This is a genomic window from Rhodopseudomonas palustris (assembly GCF_003031265.1).
GTDB classification, from domain to species: domain Bacteria; phylum Pseudomonadota; class Alphaproteobacteria; order Rhizobiales; family Xanthobacteraceae; genus Rhodopseudomonas; species Rhodopseudomonas palustris_H.
In genome coordinates this window covers 1,733,612-1,756,625 of sequence record NZ_CP019966.1, presented here as the reverse complement: position 1 = coordinate 1,756,625, position 23,014 = coordinate 1,733,612, and the positions used below count along the sequence as shown (strand labels likewise).

23 protein-coding genes and 1 tRNA gene are annotated in these 23,014 nt (G+C 64.8%); 9 read left to right on the top strand and 15 right to left on the bottom strand.

Annotated features, from left to right (window positions below; translation table 11 throughout):
• Nucleotides 1-301 precede the first annotated feature (301 nt).
• Nucleotides 302-502, top strand: a complete 201-nt coding sequence (locus RPPS3_RS08170) for a hypothetical protein (protein WP_107343628.1) — start codon at nucleotides 302-304, stop codon at nucleotides 500-502.
• Between the two features lie 262 nt (nucleotides 503-764).
• On the opposite strand, the gene RPPS3_RS08165 is transcribed toward RPPS3_RS08170, so the two are convergent.
• The 4 genes from RPPS3_RS08165 to fliI all read right to left on the bottom strand — a co-directional run bounded on the left by RPPS3_RS08165 (nucleotide 765) and on the right by fliI (nucleotide 4,299).
• Entirely contained in the window at nucleotides 765-1,712 is a 948-nt protein-coding gene (locus RPPS3_RS08165) for an anti-sigma factor (RefSeq protein WP_107343627.1), read from the bottom strand.
• A complete protein-coding gene (locus RPPS3_RS08160; protein WP_107343626.1) occupies nucleotides 1,712-2,260 on the bottom strand; it encodes a sigma-70 family RNA polymerase sigma factor in 549 nt (182 codons plus the stop codon). Before RPPS3_RS08160 ends, RPPS3_RS08165 begins: the two co-directional genes overlap by 1 nt.
• Before the next feature lie 175 nt (nucleotides 2,261-2,435).
• Entirely contained in the window at nucleotides 2,436-2,864 is a 429-nt protein-coding gene (gene fliJ / locus RPPS3_RS08155; RefSeq protein WP_011157193.1) for a flagellar export protein FliJ, read from the bottom strand.
• Between the two features lie 109 nt (nucleotides 2,865-2,973).
• Nucleotides 2,974-4,299, bottom strand: a complete 1,326-nt coding sequence (gene fliI / locus RPPS3_RS08150) for a flagellar protein export ATPase FliI (protein WP_107343625.1) — start codon at nucleotides 4,297-4,299, stop codon at nucleotides 2,974-2,976.
• A gap of 367 nt (nucleotides 4,300-4,666) precedes the next feature.
• On the opposite strand from fliI, the gene ctrA reads away from it, so the two are divergent.
• The gene (ctrA, locus tag RPPS3_RS08145; protein WP_011157191.1) at nucleotides 4,667-5,368 is read left to right on the top strand and encodes a response regulator transcription factor CtrA; all 702 of its coding nucleotides are present in this window, start codon (nucleotides 4,667-4,669) and stop codon (nucleotides 5,366-5,368) included.
• A gap of 288 nt (nucleotides 5,369-5,656) precedes the next feature.
• Here ctrA and RPPS3_RS08140 read toward each other — a convergent pair whose 3' ends face one another.
• The 6 genes from RPPS3_RS08140 to chpT all read right to left on the bottom strand — a co-directional run bounded on the left by RPPS3_RS08140 (nucleotide 5,657) and on the right by chpT (nucleotide 12,385).
• On the bottom strand, nucleotides 5,657-6,535 hold the full coding sequence (locus RPPS3_RS08140; RefSeq protein ID WP_107343624.1) for a CheR family methyltransferase: 879 nt from the start codon (nucleotides 6,533-6,535) through the stop codon (nucleotides 5,657-5,659).
• Nucleotides 6,532-7,707, bottom strand: a complete 1,176-nt coding sequence (locus RPPS3_RS08135; RefSeq protein ID WP_107343623.1) for a protein-glutamate methylesterase/protein-glutamine glutaminase — start codon at nucleotides 7,705-7,707, stop codon at nucleotides 6,532-6,534. The genes RPPS3_RS08140 and RPPS3_RS08135 overlap by 4 nt, the downstream gene beginning before the upstream one ends.
• A gap of 78 nt (nucleotides 7,708-7,785) precedes the next feature.
• The gene (locus tag RPPS3_RS08130; protein ID WP_011157188.1) at nucleotides 7,786-8,151 is read right to left on the bottom strand and encodes a response regulator; all 366 of its coding nucleotides are present in this window, start codon (nucleotides 8,149-8,151) and stop codon (nucleotides 7,786-7,788) included.
• 67 nt (nucleotides 8,152-8,218) lie between these two features.
• Entirely contained in the window at nucleotides 8,219-8,689 is a 471-nt protein-coding gene (locus RPPS3_RS08125) for a chemotaxis protein CheW (protein ID WP_174270123.1), read from the bottom strand.
• Nucleotides 8,690-8,715: 26 nt separating this feature from the next.
• Nucleotides 8,716-11,538, bottom strand: coding sequence for a hybrid sensor histidine kinase/response regulator (locus RPPS3_RS08120; protein ID WP_107343659.1), 2,823 nt, complete (start codon nucleotides 11,536-11,538; stop codon nucleotides 8,716-8,718).
• A 190-nt stretch (nucleotides 11,539-11,728) separates the two neighbouring features.
• Nucleotides 11,729-12,385 (bottom strand): histidine phosphotransferase ChpT, encoded by a 657-nt coding sequence (chpT, locus tag RPPS3_RS08115; protein WP_107343622.1) that lies wholly within the window; start codon nucleotides 12,383-12,385, stop codon nucleotides 11,729-11,731.
• 133 nt (nucleotides 12,386-12,518) lie between these two features.
• Between chpT and RPPS3_RS08110 the strand changes: the two genes are divergently transcribed.
• Nucleotides 12,519-13,346 (top strand): 3'(2'),5'-bisphosphate nucleotidase CysQ family protein, encoded by an 828-nt coding sequence (locus RPPS3_RS08110; RefSeq protein ID WP_107343621.1) that lies wholly within the window; start codon nucleotides 12,519-12,521, stop codon nucleotides 13,344-13,346.
• Between the two features lie 8 nt (nucleotides 13,347-13,354).
• Here the strand turns inward: RPPS3_RS08110 and RPPS3_RS08105 are convergent, their stop codons facing one another.
• Nucleotides 13,355-13,861 (bottom strand): YHS domain-containing (seleno)protein, encoded by a 507-nt coding sequence (locus RPPS3_RS08105; RefSeq protein WP_107343620.1) that lies wholly within the window; start codon nucleotides 13,859-13,861, stop codon nucleotides 13,355-13,357.
• 107 nt (nucleotides 13,862-13,968) lie between these two features.
• Here RPPS3_RS08105 and RPPS3_RS08100 point away from each other — a divergent pair, with 107 nt between their 5' ends.
• The 3 genes from RPPS3_RS08100 (at nucleotide 13,969) to RPPS3_RS08090 (ending at nucleotide 16,300) form a co-directional block, all read left to right on the top strand.
• Nucleotides 13,969-14,562: a DUF1134 domain-containing protein gene (locus RPPS3_RS08100; protein WP_107343619.1), complete on the top strand. Its 594-nt coding sequence runs from the start codon at nucleotides 13,969-13,971 to the stop codon at nucleotides 14,560-14,562.
• A 240-nt stretch (nucleotides 14,563-14,802) separates the two neighbouring features.
• On the top strand, nucleotides 14,803-16,083 hold the full coding sequence (locus tag RPPS3_RS08095; RefSeq protein WP_107343618.1) for a hypothetical protein: 1,281 nt from the start codon (nucleotides 14,803-14,805) through the stop codon (nucleotides 16,081-16,083).
• Nucleotides 16,084-16,225: 142 nt separating this feature from the next.
• Nucleotides 16,226-16,300: transfer RNA gene (locus RPPS3_RS08090), tRNA-Val, on the top strand.
• Nucleotides 16,301-16,575: 275 nt separating this feature from the next.
• On the opposite strand, the gene RPPS3_RS08085 is transcribed toward RPPS3_RS08090, so the two are convergent.
• The gene (locus tag RPPS3_RS08085) at nucleotides 16,576-17,346 is read right to left on the bottom strand and encodes a hypothetical protein (protein WP_159060656.1); all 771 of its coding nucleotides are present in this window, start codon (nucleotides 17,344-17,346) and stop codon (nucleotides 16,576-16,578) included.
• A gap of 553 nt (nucleotides 17,347-17,899) precedes the next feature.
• Between RPPS3_RS08085 and RPPS3_RS08080 the strand changes: the two genes are divergently transcribed.
• Nucleotides 17,900-18,220: a hypothetical protein gene (locus tag RPPS3_RS08080; RefSeq protein WP_107343616.1), complete on the top strand. Its 321-nt coding sequence runs from the start codon at nucleotides 17,900-17,902 to the stop codon at nucleotides 18,218-18,220.
• Nucleotides 18,221-18,387: 167 nt separating this feature from the next.
• Here RPPS3_RS08080 and RPPS3_RS08075 read toward each other — a convergent pair whose 3' ends face one another.
• Both RPPS3_RS08075 and RPPS3_RS08070 read right to left on the bottom strand, forming a co-directional pair.
• On the bottom strand, nucleotides 18,388-18,819 hold the full coding sequence (locus RPPS3_RS08075) for a DUF5413 family protein (protein ID WP_107343615.1): 432 nt from the start codon (nucleotides 18,817-18,819) through the stop codon (nucleotides 18,388-18,390).
• Between the two features lie 112 nt (nucleotides 18,820-18,931).
• The gene (locus tag RPPS3_RS08070; protein ID WP_107343614.1) at nucleotides 18,932-20,476 is read right to left on the bottom strand and encodes an acetolactate synthase large subunit; all 1,545 of its coding nucleotides are present in this window, start codon (nucleotides 20,474-20,476) and stop codon (nucleotides 18,932-18,934) included.
• 180 nt (nucleotides 20,477-20,656) lie between these two features.
• Here RPPS3_RS08070 and RPPS3_RS08065 point away from each other — a divergent pair, with 180 nt between their 5' ends.
• Both RPPS3_RS08065 and RPPS3_RS08060 read left to right on the top strand, forming a co-directional pair.
• Entirely contained in the window at nucleotides 20,657-21,238 is a 582-nt protein-coding gene (locus RPPS3_RS08065) for a L,D-transpeptidase (RefSeq protein ID WP_107343613.1), read from the top strand.
• Nucleotides 21,239-21,306: 68 nt separating this feature from the next.
• A complete protein-coding gene (locus tag RPPS3_RS08060) occupies nucleotides 21,307-22,131 on the top strand; it encodes a DUF2927 domain-containing protein (RefSeq protein WP_234820141.1) in 825 nt (274 codons plus the stop codon).
• On the opposite strand, the gene RPPS3_RS08055 is transcribed toward RPPS3_RS08060, so the two are convergent.
• A complete protein-coding gene (locus RPPS3_RS08055; protein ID WP_107343612.1) occupies nucleotides 22,128-22,922 on the bottom strand; it encodes a class I SAM-dependent methyltransferase in 795 nt (264 codons plus the stop codon). The genes RPPS3_RS08060 and RPPS3_RS08055 overlap by 4 nt on opposite strands.
• Nucleotides 22,923-23,014: the final 92 nt, after the last annotated feature.

Here is a 23,014-nt window from a genome sequence, read left to right as displayed (position 1 = left end):
AGGCGACTGCGCGACTTTTGCGCAACAGACAAGGCCTATTGGCCTCGGGTGGTATTTTACTGCCGATGGCTGCGGGAACGGCCAAGGCAGCCTCGCCGCACCTGATTTGATTAATTTTCAGTAAGTTAGGCAAGCTTTTCGCACTGCATTCTCGCGCACTATCACGCTTGTTCACGCGTTTGTGACCCCCTCTGCGGAACGGCCGAGCGATTTCCTACGTTTTCTGCGTGAGTTCTTTGAACCTGCTTCGGGATCGCAAACACGAATTTCCGAGGGTGGAGAAGACACCAGGAGGCTCCGCATGAACCATTCGATCTACAGTGCCGATCGCAGCACCCACTTGAAGATTGTGGCGGTGGCTCTGGTCGCCGGGATCGCGGTGGCGGGCCTCGGCATCACCGCGCGGCTTGGGGCCGACGACGGCTACACCCAGACTGCCAAGGTGATCAAAGCCGGCAAACCGACCGCGATCAGCAAGGCGGAAACGATGGTGATCCGCTAACCGTTCCAGCGTTCACGCATGCCAGATAGCCCCCCTGGCTGACGCGTGAGCTGAGGAGGTCCCACTCACCCCAAGTGGAGACCCAAAGGAAAACGCCCGCTCCCCACGGGCGTTTTTCTTTTGTGCGATGAAGTTGGTCGCGCGGTTGGTCGAGCTTTTCAGCTTTTGTCCGCGCGCTGTCGCAGAACGCTTCGAAATAATCAGATTGGGCAGAACCTGAGGTGACGAGGCGCAACGCGTCGTCTCCGCATGGACCAGTCGATTACTGCCGTGGCGTGTTTCGGATCGGCTCCGGCGGCACGCTTTCCACCAGCTTGCCGGTGAACACGATCGGGCCAGTGGCGACGCCGGTCGGCGAGCCGCCTTCGGGCTCGACCGTCACCGCGTAGGTTGCTTTGCTTACCAGGTCGGGATCGTACGACGACAGCACCGGATTGACGGTGAAATCGCGGTTGCCGATCACGCCGAGCGAGCGCGGCTTCTGCAGCTTGTCGGAGACGATCCAGAGTTCGTAACTCTTGCCCGGCTCCGGCGACGCTGCAACCCGGCGCACCGTGAAAGTCTTGGTTCCGGCATCGACGGTGAGGATGAAGGCCGGCGCATTGCCGTCCTTCTGCAGCACGGCGACGTATTGCGCCGGCACCGCTGGCGGCGGCGTTTCGACCTTGACGATCTGGGTGCGGATCGGCGGACGAACCGCATCCGGCAACAGGTCCGGCTGATACACCTGCGCGCCGACCACCAACAGCAGCGACGCTGCGATCGCACTCGACAGCATCGCAACGCCGCGCCAGACGTAGGCGCGCTTGGCGAAGTGCACGACGCGTTTGGATTCCGGGCTGAGTTCGGTCGACTCGCTGACGGGTGCGGGACCGGTGTCGTTGGCAGGGCGCGGCAAGATCGGATCTCCCGGCGCGCCAAGCACCCCGGCACTGGCGACGTCACCGATCGGCGGCGCAGCCGGCGGCGGCACCGCGCGCTGTGACTCGGCGGCGATCGCCGCCTTGATCCGATCCCATACCTCGCCGCGCGGCTCGACCAGCCCGACCATCTGATTAAGCGCGCCGAGCTTCAGCTCCCACGCTTTGACCAGCGCGGCGAACTCCGCATCGCTGCGTATCAGCGCCTCGGCTTCCGCCCATTCGGCGGCGTCGAGCGTGCCGAGTGCGTATTCCGCGGCGAGCGCGCTATGGTCTTCGCTGTGGGCCATCAGGTCAGTCCCAAACACCCCCGAACATCGAGCAGGCTGCGGCGCAGCCAGGTCTTGATCGTGTTGGCCGGAGCGCCGAACTTGGCGCCGAGCTGCTCACGGCTCCAGCCGTTGTAGTACGCCAGCAGAACCAGTTTCTGCCGTTCGGGCTCCAAACGGCCGATGCACTCCAGAAGCCGCTTCAGCTCCTCGGTCATCTCCCGGCGCGCCAGCGGGTCGGGCGTCTCCGCCGCGACGTCATTGGCGGACGGCTCCTCCTCGATCGAGACTTCGCCGCGCTTGCGTGCGACGTCGATCGCCCGGTTGCGCGCGATCGACGCCATCCAGGTGATCGGCGAAGCCACCTTGGAATCGAACTGCGCAGCGTTGTTCCAGATCTTGACGTAGGCGTCCTGAATGACTTCTTCGGCGAGATCCTGTCGCCGCAAGATACGAAGCACGACGCCGAACAGTTTCGCCCGCGTCGCATCGTAGAGTCGCTGGAACGCGTCCTGGTCGCGCTCAGCGACCGCGGCGATCAGCGAAACCAACTCAGCCGGCGACAGCATTCCGAGACCTCACCATGGCCGTTGCGGCCACGCCCCCCGTCCGGCCGAACGGCCCGAACCACAGCAGCATATCGTGCAACGCAGTGTTCCACCACGCCACTGCATAGGCTGTGGATACCGCAAACGAAAGCCCGGACCGAGGGCCCGGGCTGTTTCGACGCAAAGTTGTGGAAGGTCAGGCGACGGCGCCCGCCCCACCGAGCCGTGCACGCATCAGGCCGATGCTGTCGAGATCCGCCTGTTCGCGGGCGCTTTCCTCGGCGCGTTCGCGCGCCTGGTCGCGCTCGTCGAGCAATTCGACCTTCTTCATCTCGTCGAACGCCTCGGACAGCTGGCCGCGGGCTTCTTCGAGCTGCACCCGCAGCTCGTCGGCAGAGCGGGTCAGGTTTTCGCGGCGCTGAATCGCCGCTTTGGCATAGGTCGGATAAGCGAAGTGGCTGGGGTCCGTGATCCCCGCGCGTTCCTGCTCGGTGACGATTTCGCGCTCCAGATCGGACGACATCCGCTCGAAATCCGCGATCATCGCTTCGATCTGGGCAACCCGTCTGCGCCGCTCGTCGACCTGAAATTTCTTCAGACGGATCAGCGTTTCGCGTGACTTCATCGACTCGTACTCCCCAGAAGTCCCAGTTCAACGCGGGACATCGCCGGATGGTCACGACAGGGCCACCCGGCAAATCGATTGACGTGCCAAGCATGATGGCCGGACAAAGTTAGCGTTCCGTTTCCGAATTACTCAGGATCTGCTCCAGTTGGGCATATCCTGACTGCAAGCTGGTCGCCTCGTCCTTGCCTTGGCGGAGGAAATCCTCCAGCGGCTCGTGCAGCCGCACCGCCTCATCGACCTCTGCGCTCGAGCCGGGGCGATAGGCGCCGAGCCGGATCAGCTCTTCCATGTCGGCGTAGGTCGCCATGATCTGTCGCGCACGCTTGATCATCGGCAGATAAACCGGATCGGCCGATTTCGGCATGGTTCGAGACACCGACTTCAGCACGTTGATGGCCGGATAGCGGCCGCGCTCGGCAATCGAGCGCTGCATCACAATGTGGCCATCGAGAATGCCGCGCACCGCGTCGGCGACCGGCTCGTTGTGATCGTCGCCGTCGACCAGCACGGTGAAGATGCCGGTGATGGTGCCTTCGCCCAGCCCGGGCCCGGCGCGTTCGAGCAGCTTCGGCAGTTCGGTGAACACTGTCGGCGTGTAGCCTTTGGCGGTCGGCGGCTCGCCGGCCGACAGCCCGATCTCACGCTGCGCCATCGCAAAACGCGTGACCGAGTCCATCAGGCACAGCACGTCCTTGTCGTTGTCGCGGAAGTATTCGGCGATCGCCAACGTCAGATACGCCGCCTGCCGCCGCATCAGCGCTGGCTCGTCCGACGTCGCGACCACAACCACGGAACGCGCGAGACCTTCCTCGCCGAGGTCATCCTGCAGGAACTCTTGCACCTCACGGCCGCGTTCGCCGATCAGCCCGATCACCGACACCGCGGCATCGACGTTGCGAGCAAGCATCGACAGCAGCACGGACTTACCAACGCCGGAACCGGCGAAAATACCCATGCGCTGCCCACGGCAGCAGGTGAGAAAGGTGTTGAGTGCACGCACGCCGAGATCGAGCGGCATGCCGACGCGCTTGCGCGAATGCGCCGGCGGCGGCTGATTGCGGAACGGCATCGGCGACGGACCTTGTACCAGCGGCCCCTTGCCGTCGATCGGTTCGCCCAAAGCGTTAACAACGCGGCCGAGCCAATGCGGCGACGGTCGCACCTGAGCGGCAGCGTTCGCGATGATCGCACGGCAGCCGCGGCGCACGCCTTCAAGTCCTGCGAACGGCATGACGATGGCGTTGTTACCGGTGAAGCCGATCACTTCGCACGGGATCGCACGGTTGGCGCCGGTTTCGACAACGATGCGTGCGCCAACGCTCATCGCGTGAATCGGCCCGGCGATCTCGACCATCAGACCGCGCACGCCGACGACGCGTCCATAGGTATTGACGCTGTCGATGTCGCCGATCTGTTCCGCCAAGGCCTTCATTGCGAAACTCTTAAGTTCATCGACGCGGGGCCTGTCGCCTTAACTTCGTGTTTACCCGCATCGTTAATCATTGCGTCACTGTCTTTGGTAGCTGAGCACGCTTGCCCCTCAGAATGAAGGGTGAGTCGCAAGAGTCGGTTGACGCCGACTCTTAAAGTGGAACTTGAAGGGGCCGGCCGACAAAAAGCTGCTTTCCCGCAACACCTTAGTGCGATTCGAGAAAAATTGCACGACAGGACCTTGCGGAGCCGAATCAGTTTTTGTTAACCATTCCTCGTCAGGATCCGAATCAGTTCTTCAAAGGCGTTTCCAGTGCCGCAAGTGTGCGGACGCCTGACGCCCGTAGCGGCGCTTAGAGGGGACTGGCATGCGCGTATTGCTGATTGAAGATGACAGCGCGACTGCGCAGTCGATCGAATTGATGCTCAAATCCGAGAGTTTCAATGTCTACACGACGGATCTCGGTGAAGAAGGCGTCGACCTCGGCAAGCTGTACGACTACGACATCATCCTGCTTGATCTGAACCTGCCGGACATGTCCGGTTATGACGTTCTCAAGCAGCTTCGCGTCTCCAAGATCAAAACCCCGATCCTGATCCTGTCCGGTCTCGCCGGCATCGAGGACAAGGTGAAGGGTCTGGGCGTCGGTGCCGACGACTACATGACCAAGCCGTTCCACAAGGACGAGCTGGTCGCGCGCATCCACGCGATCGTCCGCCGCTCGAAGGGTCACGCGCAGTCGGTGATCCAGACCGGCGATCTCGTCGTCAATCTCGACACCAAGACCGTCGAAGTCGGCGGCCAGCGCGTGCATCTGACCGGCAAGGAATATCAGATGCTGGAGCTGCTCTCCCTGCGGAAGGGCACCACGCTGACCAAGGAAATGTTCCTGAACCACCTCTACGGTGGCATGGACGAGCCGGAACTGAAGATCATCGACGTCTTCATCTGCAAGCTGCGCAAGAAGCTCGCCAACGCTTCCGACGGCCGCAACTTCATCGAGACGGTCTGGGGCCGCGGCTACGTGCTGCGCGAACCGTCCGAGGACGACGTCCGCATCCCGGCCTAACCGGTTCTACCAAGAGCGCCCTCGGGCGCTCTCCTTCCGAGTGGTCCTTGACCCCGCCGCAAATGGCGGGGTTTTTGTTTTTGGGATGCCGCTCTGTCCCCGCCAACTCCCCTCGCCTCAGTCATTGCGGGGTGCGCCCATCGGCGCGTACCAGCAATCTGACGCGGGGACGACTTGGGCAGCTTGCACAACAATCTCGGGATTCCGGGCTCGCGCGCTGATGCGAGCGCCCCGGATGACGAAGGGTGTGGAGCAGTGATCCGGCTAAAGAGCCGAAGGCTCCGTGCCTCAGCCGGCGCGCAGGCTGCTGAGGGCGGAGGTCGCGGGGAATGCCGGGACGATCGACGGCGCCGACTTCAGGTTCGGCAGATACACGCCGCGGCGCGAATTGTGCGGCTTGAACGCGTCGGTCAAACCCACCACGGTCTCGGCGGCGCCGAGGGTCAGATAGCCGTCCGGCTCGAGCCGCTTGGCGATCCGCTCCAGAATGGCGACCTTGGTGGTCTGATCGAAATAGATCAGCACGTTGCGGCAGAACACGATGTCGAAGGTGCCAAGCGACGAGAAGTCGTGCAGCAGGTTGAGCTGACGATGCTGCACCATGGCGCGGATCTCGGGGCTGAGCTCCCACACCTCGCCGGCCTGCTTGAAGTACTTCACCAACAGCTGGATCGGCAGCCCGCGCTGGACTTCGAACTGGCTGAACAGGCCCGACTTGGATTTCTCCAGAACCTGCGGCGACAGATCGGTGGCGATGATCTCGAACCGCCAGCCGGCCACAGCCGGGCCAAGCTCTTTCAGGGTCATCGCGATCGAATACGGCTCCTGGCCGGTCGACGACGCCGCGCACCAGATCCGCAGCGATCGCCGCGCCGCGCGCGCCTGCAGCAGCGCCGGCAGCATCTCCTCACGCAGGTGATCGAACGGCACCTTGTCGCGGAAGAAGAATGTTTCGTTGGTGGTCATCGCCTCGACGACGTCGGAGATCAGCGACTCTGCGCCCATCCCCTTCATCTTCTGCACCAGGTCGCTGATGCCCCCGAGGCTGAGCCGACGCGCCAGCGGCAGCAGTCGGCTCTCGACCAAATATTGTTTGTCGGCCGACAGATCGAGCCCGGAACGCTCCTTCAGGAGCTTGCGGAGGAAATCGTAATCCTGTGGGTTCACGAGCGGTCTCCTGCGAACAGGCGCACCACTTTCGGACCAATCTGATTGAGCGGCAGCACCGCGGCGCAGACGCCGGCATTGGCGACCGCACCAGGCATGCCCCACACCACGCTGGAGGCTTCGTCCTGCGCGATCACGCTGCCGCCGGCCGCGACGATGTCCTTGCCGCCGCGCATGCCATCCGAACCCATGCCGGTCAGCACCACGGCGAGAATGCCGCTCTGCCACACTTCGATCGCGGACATGAACAACGGATCGACCGCAGGCTTGCAGAAGTTCACCGGCGGACCATCGTCGAGCGCGATTACCGGATTGCCGCCCTGCTTGGCGACACGCATGTGCTTGCCGCCGGGGGCGAGATAGATGTTGCCGGGCTTGATCGCTTCGCCTTCGATACCTTCATGCGCCGGACGGCGGCTGGCGCGCGCCAAGTGCTCGGCCAGAATGGTCGTGAAGGTCGGCGGCATATGCTGGGTGATCAGCACCGGGAAACGATCGATCACCGGGCCGATATCGGCCACCATCGACATCAGCGCCTGCGGGCCACCGGTCGACGAGCCGATCAGCAGAACGCGCGGCGCGGTCGGACCGAACGAACGCTTCACCAGCGCAGCCTGGCTGGCAACGGTCGGCGTGGCCACGGCGGGATGCGGCACCGGAGCCGGATGCGGATCGCGCGCGATCGCCGGCGCAGCAACTCCGGGCACAGCGCGGCGGCGAACCCGGCCGCCGAGCGACCGGATCTTCTGCAGCAGATCGTGCTTGAAGATATCGGCGGCCTGCGGCTCGCGGGTAGTTTCCGGCTTCGGGATGTAATCGGCGGCGCCGAGCGACAGCGCCTTGAAGCTGATCTCCGCGTTGCGGCGGGTCAGCGTCGACGCCATGATCACGACCAGGTCGCGCTTCTTGGCGAGCAACTGCGGCAGCGCCGAAATGCCATCGAGTTCGGGCATTTCGATGTCGAGCACCGCAACGTCGGGGCGGACCCGTTCGAGCTGATTGACGGCGTCGAGCCCGGTGCGCAGCGATGCTGCGACCACCATGTCAGGCTCGGCCTCGACCCATCTGGAGATCAAACCGCGGATGACGACCGAGTCGTCAACGATCATCACGCGCAACGGCTCATATTGCGCCGAATTCGTAGCGGGACTACCTGCCAAAGCTACGCTCATAGAACACCGACGCAACGCATACTTCCACTCCCCACCGCGTCCCACACCGCGGCGTCAAAACCGGCCGTCCGACCCCCGTCAGATCAGGCCGACTTCCTGAAACTTCGCCGTGACGATGTCTTTGTCGAACGGCTTCATGATGTACTCGTTGGCGCCGGCATGCAGCGCCCGCGCGATGTGCGCGACGTCGTTCTCGGTGGTGCAGAACACCACCTTCGGCGCGTCGCCACCGGGCATCCGGCGCAGGTTGCGCAGGAACTCGTAGCCATCCATCACCGGCATGTTCCAATCGAGCAGAACGGCATCGGGCAGCCCGTGCTTGCAGGCTTCGAGCGCCTTCTCGCCGTCTTCAGCTTCGACGATCTCGAAGTCGAGACCTTCAAGGATGCGCCGCGCGACCTTCCGGATGACGCTCGAGTCGTCGACCACCAGACATGTCTTCATTTTCTGCCTCTATCAGTTCACGCCCGGATGGGCAGTTCCTGCGATTGCGCCGCAATCAGTCCAGACGTTATGCAGCCATACGTTGAGTTGCGATTTCGAGCACTTTGTCGACGTCGAGGACGACCATGAGCTGTCCGTCGAGGCGGTGGACGCCGTTGGCGAAGGAGGCCATGCGGGGATCGAGGTTGACCGGGTTGGTCTCGCGGCCCTCGTCCGGCAGGGTCAGCACTTCGCCGATGGAGTCGATCAGAAGGCCGTAGGATTCGCCGCGCAGGTCGACGCCCATCGCCATCGGCGGCTTGCCGTCCTGGTTCTTGGGCAGGCCGAGCCGGGCCCGCATGTCGATCGCGGTGACGATCCGGCCGCGCAGGTTGAGAACGCCGGCGACATCGTCCGGCGCCAGCGGCACCCGGGTCAGCCGTTCCGGCATGAACACGTCCTGCACCCGGCTGATCGGCAGCCCGAACAGCTGCCCGCCGATCATCGCGGTGGCGAACTGGGTGGTGTTGCCGCTGATCGCGTCGATGGTGCGGCTCATCGCGGGGGTGTCCTTCCTGGTCTCGCTCATGCCGCCTGCTCCAGCACTTCGGGCGTCGCATGCATCGTGGTCTGCTCCTTCAGCGCCGCGATCAGGCCGGGACGGTCGAACTTGGCGATGTAGTCGGTCAGACCGGCCTGGCGGCCGCGCTCGATCGCCGCCGGCGACACCAGCGAGCTCAGCGCGATCACCGGCAGGCTCGACATCTTGGTGTCGGAGCGGATCGCCTCGGCGAACTCGAAGCCGTTCATCTCCGGCATCTCGATGTCGGTCAGGATCACGTCGAACTGTGCACCCGAGCGCAGCACCGCGAGGCCCTCGACCGCCGAGGTCGCAACCCGCACCTTGTAGCCCGCCGCCTTCAGCACCGGACCCAGCATGTTGCGGAAGAACGCACTGTCATCGACCAGCAGCACCGAGCGGGTGGTCATCGTCTGCCGCATCTCCTTGCGCGCCAGCCAGTCGGAGAACGCCATCGGCAAGAAGTGCGCGACGTCGATCACTTCGGTGGCCTGGCCCTTGATCACCGCAGAGCCGAGAATGCCGTCGCGGCTGGAGCCGACCTGGATGTGCAGATGCTCCTCGACGATGTCGACGATCTCGTCGACCACAAGGCCCATCGAGCGGTCCTCGTCGGCGAACACCAGGATCGGCTGCACGCCGCTTGTGGCGACATCGACGCCTTCCATCAGCACCAAGGGCATCAGCTGGTCGCGGTACTGCACCATGTAGCGGCCGTTCGACTTCTCGATCTTGTCGGAGGCGATCTCTTCCAGGCGCGTCACCAGCGACAGCGGCACCGCCTTGGGCTGGCTCGAGCCGGCGCGGAACACCAACAGCGAGGTGAGCTGTTCGGCCGAGGCGTTGCGGCTCGCCGCCGCCTGATCGGAGATGTCGTGCTGCGCCGACACCGCGGTGCCGAGCGCCTGCGCGATCCCGTTCGGATCGACGATCATGATCACCGCGCCGTCGCCCAGGATGGTGTTGCCCGAGAACATCCCGATGTGCCGCAGCTTGGTCGACATCGGCTTGACGACGATTTCTTCGGTGTGGAACACGCCGTCGACCACGATGCCGAAGGTCTGGCTGCCGACCTGGGTCACAACGATGAAGCCGTTCTCCGGCTCGCTATTGGCGCCCTCGTCGATGCCGAGCAGCTTCTTCAGATGGATCAGCGGCAGCAGCTTGTCGCGTAGACGAAGAACGGGCGTGTCCTTGATCCGCTCGATGCGGTGCTCGGAGTTGGCCCGCGCCCGCACCAGTTCGACCACCGCCAGCTGCGGGATCGCAAACCGGTCACCGCCGGCCTCCACGATCAGGGCCGAGACGATCGCCAGGGTCAGCGGGATCTTGATGGTGATCGCCGAGCCTTCGCCGGCGACCGACTTCACTTCAATCGTGCCGCCGATCTGGTCGATATTGGTCCGCACCACGTCCATGCCGACGCCGCGGCCGGACACCGAGGTGACGGCGGCAGCGGTCGAGAAGCCCGGCGCGAAGATGAACTTGTGGATCTGCGCCTCGGTCATCTTCTCGAGTTCGGCCTCGGTGACCAGACCGTTGGCCAAGGCCTTGGCCTTGATCCGTTCGGTGTCCAGCCCGCGGCCGTTGTCGGCGATGCAGATCACGATATGGCCGCCCTCGTGATAGGCGGACAGGCGGATGGTGCCCTGCTCGGGCTTGCCGGCGCGCGCCCGGTCCTCGGGCTTCTCCAGCCCGTGGTCGGCGGAGTTGCGCACCATGTGGGTGAGCGGGTCCTTGATCAGGTCGAGCACCTGGCGGTCGAGCTCGGTGTCGGCACCGTGCATCTCCAGCTCGATGTGCTTGCCGAGTTCAGCGGCCAGATCCCGGACGATGCGCGGCAGCTTCTGCCAGGCGTTGCCGATCGGCTGCATCCGGGTCTTCATCACCCCGTCCTGCAGCTCGGCCGTGACTGTGGAGAGGCGCTGCAGCGGCACCTTGAACTCGTTGTCCTCGTGGCGCCGGCTGATCTCCAGCAGCTGGTTACGGGTCAGCACCAGCTCCGACACCATCGTCATCAGATGTTCGAGGGTATCGACGTTGACCCGGATCGACTGGTTGGCGACGCCGCCGGCGGCACCACCTTCCGCCGCGCCCTCGCCTTCGCCGCCGGACTTCTTCGCCGCCGGCTTGGCGGCGGGTTTGGCGGGCTTGGCCGGCTTCGGCTCAGGCTGTGCAACCACCTCGGCCACGGCCGCCGGAGCCTCGCTCACGGCCGGCTGCAGCGGCGGGGAAGCCATCTCGATCTCGGTCTCGCGGAAGGCGCGCTCCAGCTCATCCAGCGACACTTCGCCCGGCCGCAGCGGACGCTCCAGCGTCTGCGCCACCAGGGTGCCTTCGGTCGAATTGGCGTCGGCCGCAACAGCTTCGGCAGCAGCTGCAACTTCGGCCACAGCAACCTCGGCGACGTCCACCGGCGCCGTGCCGCCGAGCTCGGCCGCGATCTCCTCCGGCGAGCGCATCGACAGCCGCTCCAACTCCCCGATCAGGTCGCCGTCCTCACCCTCGGGCTCGGCCTGGGTCGCCTCCAGCTGGGTCAGAATGTCCTTGATCCGGTCGATCGTGGTCAGGATCAGCGTCACCGCCTCTCCCGTCACCGGCATCCCGTCCCGGAATTTGCCCATCAGGGTCTCGGCCGCGTGCGCAAGCGCTTCAAGCCGCGGCAATCCTAGAAACCCGCACGTCCCCTTGATGGTGTGAACAAGACGAAAAATATTGTCCAATATCTTCGCGTTGTTCGGCTCCTGCTCAAACCGGACCAACTGGTTGTCAACCGTATCCAGGCTCTCGAAGGTCTCCGTCAAAAACTCACGAAGAAGATCGTCCATACGCGTGGCCTTCACTGCACGCGGGCACGCGACCGTCGCCAATGCCCGACTAATGCGGCCACTGTGTGCGGAAAGCGTTTAATATTGGTTGCAGGCCGCGGGACGATGCGGCGGAAGTTCAAATAGTTAGGACCTTCGTACGATCCCGAGGCTGAGCGTCAATACAATCTTCACTATATCACTGCGCCTCTCAGGACGCAGTTACCACCATGGTGTCGCCTTCCGGCGCAAGTGACACGGTCAATCCGCAGGCCTGCGCGAGCAGCCGCGTGTAGTACGGCTGCACGCCGTGCGACTCGATCGGGCCGCTCTGCGTCCCGTTGAGCAGATCGACGATGTTGTGCGGCGTGCGGGCATTAATACCAGCCGCAACGATGCGGAACGACAAATTGTCGCCCTCGCCGATCGGATCGACCGTCAGCGTACCACCGCGCGGAATCGTCTGCTGAGCAATCACCAGCATGTTGAGCAGCAGCTTGACGCGGTTCTTGGCGAGCAGCAGCCGCGGCAGATTCCACGCCAGCTTGGTCTTGTCGTCTTCGAGGTGACCGCGCGCCATGTTCTGCGCGTCGCCGAGATCGATCTGCGCGCCGGCCGAACCGGCCGCACCGAACGCCAGCCGGCAGAACTGCAGCCGGGCCGATGCAGTTTTGGCGCTCTTTCGAATCAATTCGAGCGCGAAATCGCGATCTTCCTGTTTGGAGCTGTCGTCGAGCACTTCCAGGCCATTGACGATCGCACCGACCGGGCTGATGAGATCGTGGCACACCCGCGAACACAGCAGCGCCGCGAGCTCCAGCGCGTCGGGTGCGGGAGCCTGCACAGCGGGAGATTGGGTGTCGGACATCAGTCTGTTCCTCGGAAAACCGCTCGCAAGACGAATCAGCCTTGGTTAATGGCTTGATACACTGCGGCCGCAGGCAGTGCCAACACAACGGTCCGGCACGAACAGGACCACCGACGGAGGATGACACAGCTTGATGACTGCCGCGTTCGACCAGCCCGCCATCGTTTCCTCCGCGCACGCCGCAACTCTGCTCGAGCCGCTCACCGAGCTGGTGCTGCGCGCCGGTGCGGCGATCATGGCGATCCCCCGTGACGCCAAGGTCACCCAGAAGCCCGACGGCTCGCCGGTGACGCCCGCCGATCTCGCCGCCGACCGGGTGATCGCCGAGGGGCTGGCGAAGATCGCGCCGCACGTCCCGGTGCTGTCGGAGGAATGCTGCAGCAAGGGGCGGCCGACATTAGGGAGTTTCTTCGTGGTCGATCCGCTCGACGGGACCAAGGAGTACATCGCCGGCCGCGACGAATTCACCGTCAACCTGGCGCTGGTGTGCGATGGCCTGCCGGTGCTCGGCATCGTCGGCGCGCCGGCTCAGGGGATCGCCTGGCGCGGCGCGGTCGGCCATGGCGCCGAACGGCTGACGGTCGCCGCTGACGGGATCAGCTTCACCGCCACCCCGATCCGCACCCGGGCGCTGCCGCAGCCGGGCGAGCCGTGGATCGCCACGGTCAGCCGGTCGCATCTCGATGCCGCCACCGTCGCCTTCATCGACGCCCGCCCCGGCGCCGTGCACACGACGCTGGGATCGTCGTTGAAATTCTGCTGGATCGCCGAGGGCAAGGCCGACATCTACCCGCGGCTGGCATCGATCTGTGAATGGGACATCGCGGCCGGCGCCGCGATCGCGATCGCCGCGGGCGGCAAGGTGACCGACCGGACCGGCGCACCGCTGCGGTTCGACGAACCGCGGCCGAACTTCATCGTGCCGGAGTTCATCGCCTGGGGCGATCGCAACGGCAGCTAACGTTGAAGCTATTCGGCGAGCGTCGCCAACAGTCCCGGCCAGCGCTCGCGGGCGTCGTGGAGATAGCGCTCCGGACTAGCCGCGAAGGCGTCGCGGTTTTCCTCGCGGTCGAACAGATACAGCCGCTGGCCGCTGATCAGCCAGATCAGCGCGTTGCCGGCCAGCGGCACGCCGCGCGCCACCGCGACCGGATCGTAGCCGCCGAACTGCGGGCCGTAGATATCCGGCCGGGCGAGAAAGAACTTGCGGTTGTCGTCGTTGCAGAACCGCCAGACCGCGCCTTTTGCGGAGGCCTCGAACTCGGATTGGCCTTGCCGCGCCTGATGATCGGTGAAATACGCCACCGGATCGAAGCCATCGATCGCAAGACCGGTGGTGCGATCGACCACGAGGCGCTCGGTCGTACCGGCGAGCACGGTCGTGGGCGCAGAACTGCAGACGGCAACGAGGCCGAGCAGTCCGATCAAGGCGATTCGAAGGCGCATCCGGTTCCGTTCCTGCCGCTGTGCCGTCATAGTTGCTGCCGATAACGTTCCGAGTCGGGGACAAACGTCGCTACAGGATGCCCGTCAGCATCCGGTTAAAGCGGCGCAAGGGATTTGAAGACCCAGGGGTGAATTGCATGAGCTTCGTGACGCGTCGCGCCGCGCTGGCCTTTGTTGCGCTGGCGGCCCTGAATGTGCCGGCTGTGGCGCAGCAACAGCCATTGCCACCGAAGTCTCCCGCCGGCCCGAACACCTATGGGCCGGACGAACTGGTCGGCGCCGGCCACCGCTTCTTCGGCAACGTCTCGCGCGGCCTCGCCTCGGTGATCGAGCGCGCGGTCAGCCAGTGGGGCCTGCCCAACGGCTATGTGCTCGGCGAGGAAGGCTCGGGCGCCTTCGTGGCCGGCCTACGCTACGGCGAAGGCACGCTCTACACCAAGAACGCCGGCGACCTGAAAGTGTACTGGCAGGGCCCGTCGGTCGGCTTCGACTGGGGCGGCAACGGCGCCCGCACCATGACGCTGGTTTACAACCTGCCCTCCACCAACGCGATCTATCAGCGGTTCGGCGGCATCGACGGCTCGGCCTATGTGGTCGGCGGCTTCGGCATGACCGCGCTGACTGCCAACGGCATCGTGCTGGTGCCGATCCAGTCCGGCATCGGCCTGCGGCTCGGCGCCAATATCGGCTACCTGAAGTTCACCCCCTCGGCGACCTGGAATCCGTTCTGATCCAGGCCGCCTGCGCGGCCTACAGCCAGAGCGCGTAACCGGCTACCGATTCACGTTAACGCCGCAATGCACTGGCGCGAAGGCGCCGGCTTATGGCATTGTGCCGCAAATGGATTTGCGGCTGGACGGCGACGTTCGCCCGCGCCATCAACGGTTCATCGTCCGAATTCGCGCCGACGCGCTCCGCGCCAAGCTCCGCGGAACGCGCGCGCCTTGCCAAAGCGCGTGTGGGAGACATCGATGGTCGAACAGATCATGTATCTGGCGATCGGCTTTCTGGTCGCGATGCTGCTCGCGCTGATGCTGGCACCGCTGGTGCATAATCGCGCGGTGCGGCTGACGACGAAGCGGCTGGAAGCGGCGACGCCGCTGTCGATGGCGGAGATCCAGGCCGACAAGGACCAGCTCCGGGCCGAATTCGCGATGTCGGCGCGGCGGCTGGAGATGAGCGTCGACCAGCTCAAGAACAAGACCACCAGTCAGTTCGCCGAGATCGGCAAGAAGACCGACGCGATCAATCGCCTCAAGCTCGAACTCGCCGAGAAGAACGCCGCGATCGAGACGCTCGAAGCGCGCGAAAAGGCGGTACAGGAACAGCTTCGCAGCACCGAGCAGGACTTCGCCGCCAAAACCGAGGAGCTGCGCAGCGCCGAGAGTGCACTGGCCGACAAGCAGGCCGAACTCGCCCGCATCAACGCCGAGCTCAACGAGCGCTCCACCCTGGCCGACACCCGGCAGGTCGAACTGGTGGCGCTGCACACCAAGATCGAGGAGCTGCAGGCGCGGGTCGGTGAAGCCGAGAAGGAGTTTGCCGCGACCCGCAGCCGGCTCGAAGCGCAGCGCGGCGAATCTGCCTCCACCACGCGTGAGCTGGACGAAGCCCGCGGCCGCGTCGAGGCGCTGAGCCTGCGCGTCGGTGAGCTCGACCGGCAATTGCTGCTGCAGGTGAAGGAAGCCGAGCTGCTCGGCGGCCGCGTCCACGAGCTGGAAGAGCGCCTCGCCGCCCAGAGCAAGCTGCTGGCCGAACGCGAATTCGAGAACAACCAGCTCCGCGCCGCCAACGAGGCTGCGCTGCGCACCGTCGGCGAGCTGCGCAACGAGCTCGACGCCACCAGCAGCAAGTCGCCGGACCTCGCCCGCATCCGCAAGGACAAGGCCGCGCTCGAAGACCAGCTGACCCAGGCCCGCGACGAACGCGCCAAGGCGCAGCGCGAGCTGGTGGCGCTGAAGCAGCAGGCGGAAAGCTCGTGGGAAACCGAGCGGATGGAGAACGCGCTGCTGCGCGAGCGGATCAACGACATCGCCGCCGAGGTCGCCAAGCTGGCGATCACGCTGGAAGGTCCGGATTCGCCGATCCAGGCGATGCTGACCGCGCCGGCGCCGGCCAAGCCCGCGAAGGGCACCAAGGCCGCCAACGGTACCAAGAGCGCCGGCGTCACGCCGGTGGTGGCCGGCGGCACGCTCGCCGACCGCATCCGCGCGCTGCAATCCCACGCCTCGCGCGCGCGCCAGACCGGCTGAACCGCGCCGCGCCCTGCGACGATCTGGGCAAATCTGCCAAAGCCGGGTGTTGCCGCTTGACACCCCCGCCCCGCACTTCGTAAATCGCGCCTCTACGGTGGTTCGACCGGCCGCTTCGCGGCCCCTGTCCCCAACCGGTCCCGGGCGCATAGCTCAGCGGGAGAGCGTTCCCTTCACACGGGAGAGGTCCAAGGTTCGATCCCTTGTGCGCCCACCATTTTCCCTCTGAAAGTCTTTACCATTTCGCCTTGCCCTAAGTTCTTCCTGTTCGGGCAGCGGCAAGCAACTGGCGCGCACGAGTTTGTCTAACCCTCCAGCTGCATCCTTCAAGTAGTCGGGATGGAATCGGCGTGGGCCTCTGCCTGTCCCGGGTGCCGATGACCTAGCTGCGTGGCAACCCTTCATCACTCACCCGTTGTTGGCGCATCCCGAGCGCCGCTGTGCGGCGCTAACGCCATCAAGGTGGCTGATTCACTCCCTGTATTATGCGAACTAGAACAATCCTAACTTCACGTAGTCGCATTTGGCGTAGATCTCGCGAGACCTCCAACTGTAGCGATACTCCTGCTCATCGAGTTCGGAGCATTTCATTGCGCCGATTGCCGTGGCGTTCGGATTTGTTACTACTTTTCTCTGGACGTAGTTCCAGAAGAGTTTTTCACCAGGCTCGCGCTCTAGTCGTGCAATGGTTACAACGCCGCACGGTCCGCTTGGCCCCACGTTCGACGCCCACGCGTTGTCATCAACCTTCTTGAACACCATTGTGAACTGGTGGGCACTGACGTTACAGGTCCTGGAATCCTTCTCAAAATTGACAGAGACGAGCTTCGTCATTGTCTCAGCGCTTGGAGCGCGGCAGAATTCAACCGCAGCTGACAGCGACTTGAGTATGTCATTCTTCTGCATCGGATCCATGGCCATGATTTCTTTGGCGGCCCTCTCTGGAGCGCTCTGAGGGCTTTTGACCATCGCGACCATCTTGTCTAAACCGTCGCACTCTTCCGGCTTCATAGGCTTGTCCGTCTTCAGAGACGCCAGCCCTTTTGCAATTTGCTCTTTTAGACTTCTTCCATCAAACGTCCTCGACACCGACGCCTGCGCCATCGAGCAAAAAATCTGCCCATCACCTTGCAATGAGCATTCGTATTGAAGGCTTGACCACTCCGTCGTGCTGAACACGAGACCCGACATAGGCCGATCATCAGCAGCGACAGCATGCGAGCAGACGATGGATAAAGCCGAAAGCAGTACCGCTTTTTTCATTATCAGCTTCCCAATTCAGTAAACGCAGTGGGTCCTTAATGCACCCAAACCATCGGCTGGAGTATAATGACATTGGAAGATCGATTCCATCCGAACTAACAACTCGGATCACCCACTATGTCCGTTTCTCAGGAAACAGATACGGTTCGGCATCCTCGATGAGGCGCACCACCCGGCGCAATGAGCCGGCGAAGTCGTTAGTTGCTGCGAAAAAACCGAGCAGTCCTACCGCAGCAATCTAGCCAATTGCGACAGAGCACTGATCACGGTCGAACGCGGCCGATAAAACATGTACCGGATTGACCGAACTCGATGACGGGGTGCTGCTGCAGCGGCTAACTGTGTGCGCAGAACCGTGCGCCAAGCGCAGTCACCTAGCTTCGCCCCATCTGCGAGCTCATCGTCTCCTCGTCCGCCTGCTTCCCTCTGCCGCGCCACAACGCCGCACAACATCGCACCGCACCAATTGATCCGGCACAATGCGGCCGCACTGCACGCTCGTTTAGCGACGATCGCAGATGGCGTCTGTCCATCGTCGGGAAGGGAGCGGTCCATGCCTCATACCATCGATCAGAAGATCAACGCGTTGCTCGAGCAGGAGACTTCGCTGCGGCAGTGGCTGGAGCAGATCCGGGCGCTGACCAAGGACGCCCGCGGCGCCACCGTGATTGCCGGACTGACGCAGAAGGAGACCGAGGAGTTTCTGCTGCTCAGCCCGCTAGTCCGCGCCTTCGACAGCGGTATGACGACCGACCATGCGGCAGCGGTGCGAGCGCGCCATGCCGAGCTGAAGGCCAAGCTCGAAGGCGCCCTGCAGGACAATGCGATCGAAAGCCTGAGCGGCTGGGGCGAAGCTGCCGCGGCCGCCCGCTGAGCCGCCAAGACACCATCGCCAGCGCGGATCGTTCGAGACGGCGCGGGTGCGCGCCGTCATCATTAGGCTGCGCCTATTGCAAGCTCGTCAGCAGCCGCCAGGCAGCATGATGGGGTTCGCTGCGCTCAACCCATCCTACTGGAGTAGTTCACTGACAGCCTGCTCGGTCACACCGAGGCTTGCTTGGCCTCGGCGGTGACGGGGGCGCAGAACTTGTTGGCAAGCCAAGACGACAGCGTCGCCGGCACCAGGCCGACCAGGCCGTACAGCACGAATTGCAGCACGCCCGCATCGGCGCCGCGGTTGCCGTACATCACGGCGGTGGAGAGGAAGCCGATCACGCCGACGATCACCACACGGCCGCCGGGGCTGACCCGGCGGATGTGGCAGATGATCTCGTCGATCGCTCCCATCATCAGCGCCGGCAGCAGGCCGAACAGGTAGCTGTATTGCAGCGACTTGAACAACACGACGAAGAACTTCTTCACTTCGGTCAAATGGGTATGCGCCCAATAACCCGACAGATAGGTCGTCGCGAACAACAGCAGCAAGCCGCCGATCAACGGACCGATCGCGGCAAAGATCACGTAGCGCTTCATGCCTGCTCCACCCGCGGCCATGCCCGGCCGCGGCCGACAGGCTACGCTGCCGGCCACCGGTTCGACAACTGTCCGAAACGGGAACGCGCGGGTGGCGGGACCGCGCGCGGTGCTACATCTGCACCGCGATCACGTTCGGGCCGCCGCTGGCGAGGCCGGCGGCGAGCGCGGCGTTGAACTCGTCGGCGGTCGACACGTTCCGCGCCGGGACGCCCATGCCCTTGGCGAGCGCCACCCAATCGAGGTCCGGCCGGTCCAGCGTCAGCATGTCCTCGGCGCGCTGGCCGGGCTTGCCGGCGCCGACGCCGTCGAACTCGCCGCGCAGGATCTGATACTTGCGGTTGGCGAACACCACGGTGGTGACGTCGAGGTTCTCGCGCGCCTGGGTCCACAGCGCCTGCAGGGTGTACATCGCGCTGCCGTCGCCCACCATGCACAGCACCTTGCGGTCCGGGCAGGCCACCGCGGCGCCGACCGCGACCGGCGGCGAGAAGCCGATCGAGCCGCCGAGGTTCTGCAGCCAGTCATGCGGCGCGGCGGCCGCCGTCGGCGGGAAGAAGCCGCGGCCGGTGGTGATCGATTCATCGATCACGATGCCATTCTCCGGGATCGCCATCGCGATCGCCTGGGCGATGTTGTCGAGCGTCAGCGCGCCGGTCGGCTTGGCGATCTCGACCAGCTTCTGCGGCGCCGCGTCGCTCGCCTTGGCGCCGAGCGCACCGGCCAGCGCTTCCAGCGCCGCGACCGAATTCTCGCCGACCTCGGTGACGCGGTGCGCCTCGCAGCCTTCCGGCTTCAGCAGGCTCGGCTTGTCCGGATAGGCGAAGAACGCCACCGGATCCATCGCCTCGACCAGCACGATGTGGCGGAACTGCTTGAGGATCGGCAGCGCGGCATCGACCACATAGGGAATCCGCTCGATCCAGTAGCGCCCCTGCCCGCGCGCCATCCGGGCGTTGTAGGTCTGGCCCATCACCTTGCAGCCGGTCTTGCCGGCGATCCGCTGCGCCAGCTCCAGGCCATGCTCGGTGAGCGCAGCGCCGGACAGCAGCAGCAGGGTCGGCTCGCCGGAGCGCAGCACGCGCGCGGCGGCTTCCACCGCCTGCGGCGAATAGGTCGGGCGCTGGCTGTCTTCCGGCACGTCGGCGACGCCGTCGGCTTCGTTCCAGGCGGTGTCGGCCGGCAGGATCAGGGTGGCGATCTGCGCCGGCGAGCTCTTGGCCGCGGCGATCGCGGCGGCGCCGTCGCGCGCCACCGACTTGGCGTCGGGCGAGGTACGGACCCAGGCAGACATCGGCCGCGCCAGGCCTTCGATGTCCGAGGTCAGCGGCGCGTTGTAGTCGATGTGGTAGGTGGCATGCTGGCCGACGATGTTGACGATGCCGGAAGCCGCCTTCTTGGCGTTGTGCAGGTTGGCAAGGCCGTTGGCGAGGCCGGGGCCGAGATGCAGCAGCGTCGAGGCCGGCGTGCCCTTCATCCGATAGTAACCATCGGCGGCGCCGGTGACGACACCTTCGAACAGGCCGAGCACGCAGCGCATCCCCTCGACCCGGTCGAGCGCGGCGACGAAGTGCATTTCCGACGTGCCAGGGTTGGTGAAGCAGACATCAACGCCGCCCTTGACCAGCGTCCGCACCAGACTCTCGGCACCATTCATAGTTTCGCTCCCGATTTGCAATTTGTGCGCCCGATCAATCATTGTTCCATCGCTTCGTCAAAGGGGGACGGCGCGCGGCAGGACTGCGGCGAACGCGTGCGCCGACGTACAGCCGCCGGCTTGCGCAATCGCCGCGATTATGGCCAGTTCGGAGCGAAACGAAGATTGCGAGGTTTCGGAATGGTTCGTCGACTTGCCGCCAGCGCGCTCGCGCTGATCTCGATCGCCACCGCCCTGCCGACCGCCGCTTCGGCGCAAGAACTCGACCTGCGCTCGGTGATGGGATTCGGACCGTTCTATCGCTCCGGCCCGAGCGCCAATCCGATCCCGCGCGAGACCGTGATGTTCGACGGCAACTATGCCCCGGGCACGATCGTCATCAGCACCCGCGAGCGCCGGCTGTATCTGGTCCAGGGCGACGGCACCGCGCTGCGCTACGGCATCGGCGTCGGCCGCGACGGCTTCCGTTGGTCGGGCACCCACCGCATCACCGCCAAGAAGGAATGGCCGGGCTGGACGCCGCCGGCCCAGATGCTGCGCCGCCGCCCCGACCTGCCGCGCTACATGGCGGGCGGCGAGGACAATCCGCTCGGCGCGCGGGCGATGTATCTCGGCTCGACGCTGTACCGGATTCACGGCTCCAACGAGCCGGAAACCATCGGCCAGGCGGTGTCGTCCGGCTGCTTCCGCATGACCAATGACGACGTCAAGGACCTGTACGACCGGGTTCGGGTCGGCACCGTGGTGGTGGTGAAAAACTAAGCCAGCCGGGCGATCGGCCGCGTGCACAGGCGGCTGCGGCCGAATTGCCGGTTGTGCGCCGGACCGGAATGCGGCAGCCTTTCGTGATGCACTGCGGCGCTCGGCATCTTAGACCTGCGCTCGCGGCGGTCACCGCCGCGATCACGCTCCTTGCGACGGCGCCGGCCGGCGCCGCCGAAGCGACCGACTTCTCCGCCACCCAGCGCAGCGAGAAGACCGACTTCACCGACAGCCAGATCGTCGACGGTTTCTTCCGCACCGCGTTCGGCGCCGAATTCCATATGGCGGGACGGGTCGACCGGATTCGCAAATACGAGGCCCCGGTGCGGGTCTATGCCGAAGGCGACGGTCAGGCGCATCGCCGCGCCGAGCTCGCCCGGATCGTGTCGGACATCGCCGGCCGGGTCGAGCATCTCGACATCGCGATGACCGACAATCCGGACGAGGCCAACGTCACCGTCCACCTCGTCCGCGACCGCGACCTCGGCAAGACCATCGCGACGTTCTACGGCGAGGAACGCGCCCGGGAAATCCGCGAAAGCCTCGATCCGCAGTGCCTATCCGGCTTCCGCAAGAACGACCGGTACGAGATCGAGCGCTCCGACGTCATCCTCACCATCGACAACGGCGACTTCGTGTTCCGCGACTGCGCCTATGAGGAACTGCTGCAGTCGCTCGGCCCGATCAACGACACCGACAAGGTGCCGTGGACGATGTTCAACGACGACGTCCAGAAGGGCTATTTCGACGTCTACGATCAGTACCTGTTGAACATCCTGTACCACCCGGCGATCCGCCCCGGCATGACCGTGCCGGAAGTCAAAGCCGTGCTGCCCCAGGTCCTCGCCGACGTTCGCAGCTACGTCGCCAAGGTGAACAGGCTGACGCGTTAAGGCGTCATCGGGCGCTTCGCCAACACGTGCAAAAAGATCGGGGCCACCCGGGTGTCCGCGACGATCGGTTCGGCTGCAGCGACCTCCTCCGAGGCCATCGGCTCGCCGAACGCCTCGATCCTGAGCCCTGCCCCGACGATCATCGCGACCCAGGTCGACAGCGTGCGGTGAAACCGCGGAACCGCAAACGGCGTCAGCGTGGCCTGCTGCTCCGGCGAGAGGCCGGAAAACAACCACCGCTCAACCCGGCCGTCGCTCTCGTCGAAGTAATCGGCCAGTTCGATGGCCACTGGAACGCCGTGCTCATCGCGGATGTTGCGGCGTGTCGGCGGCACGAAGCAGGGATGCAGGATGGAAAACTGCAGAAAGCCGCCCGGCTTCAGGATTCGCGTCACCTCGCGGAGCACAGCCGCCTGGTCGACCATGTCCATCATCGACATGAAGGCCGTCACGAAATCGAAGCTGCCGTCTGCGAACGGCAGCGTGAGGCCGTCTCCCAGCACGTAGTCGATGCCGAGCGGATCACGTCGCTCGGCGTCCCGGGCATGACGCAGAAAGGTCGGGGCGATGTCGAGTCCGGTCATCGAGGCGCCGAGCCGCGCGACGGCGCGCGTGTTGGTGCCTTCACCGCAGCCAAGGTCCAGCCCTTTGAGTCCAGCGACCGTCGGCAACATCGCGAGGAAAGCCGGCGTATTCAGCGCATCGCGATATCGGTCATGGCCGGCACGCGAGAGCATCGTCCACGTCTCGGCGTTGCTCTCCCAATGCGCGGAGACCTCCTTGGCGTCCATTTTGTCCCTCCGATTTCAAGCGAGGGGCGGAGCCATAGGGGGCACAGATGTCAAAGCAAGGGCGCCAACATGGCGCCCTTGCAACGCGTGAC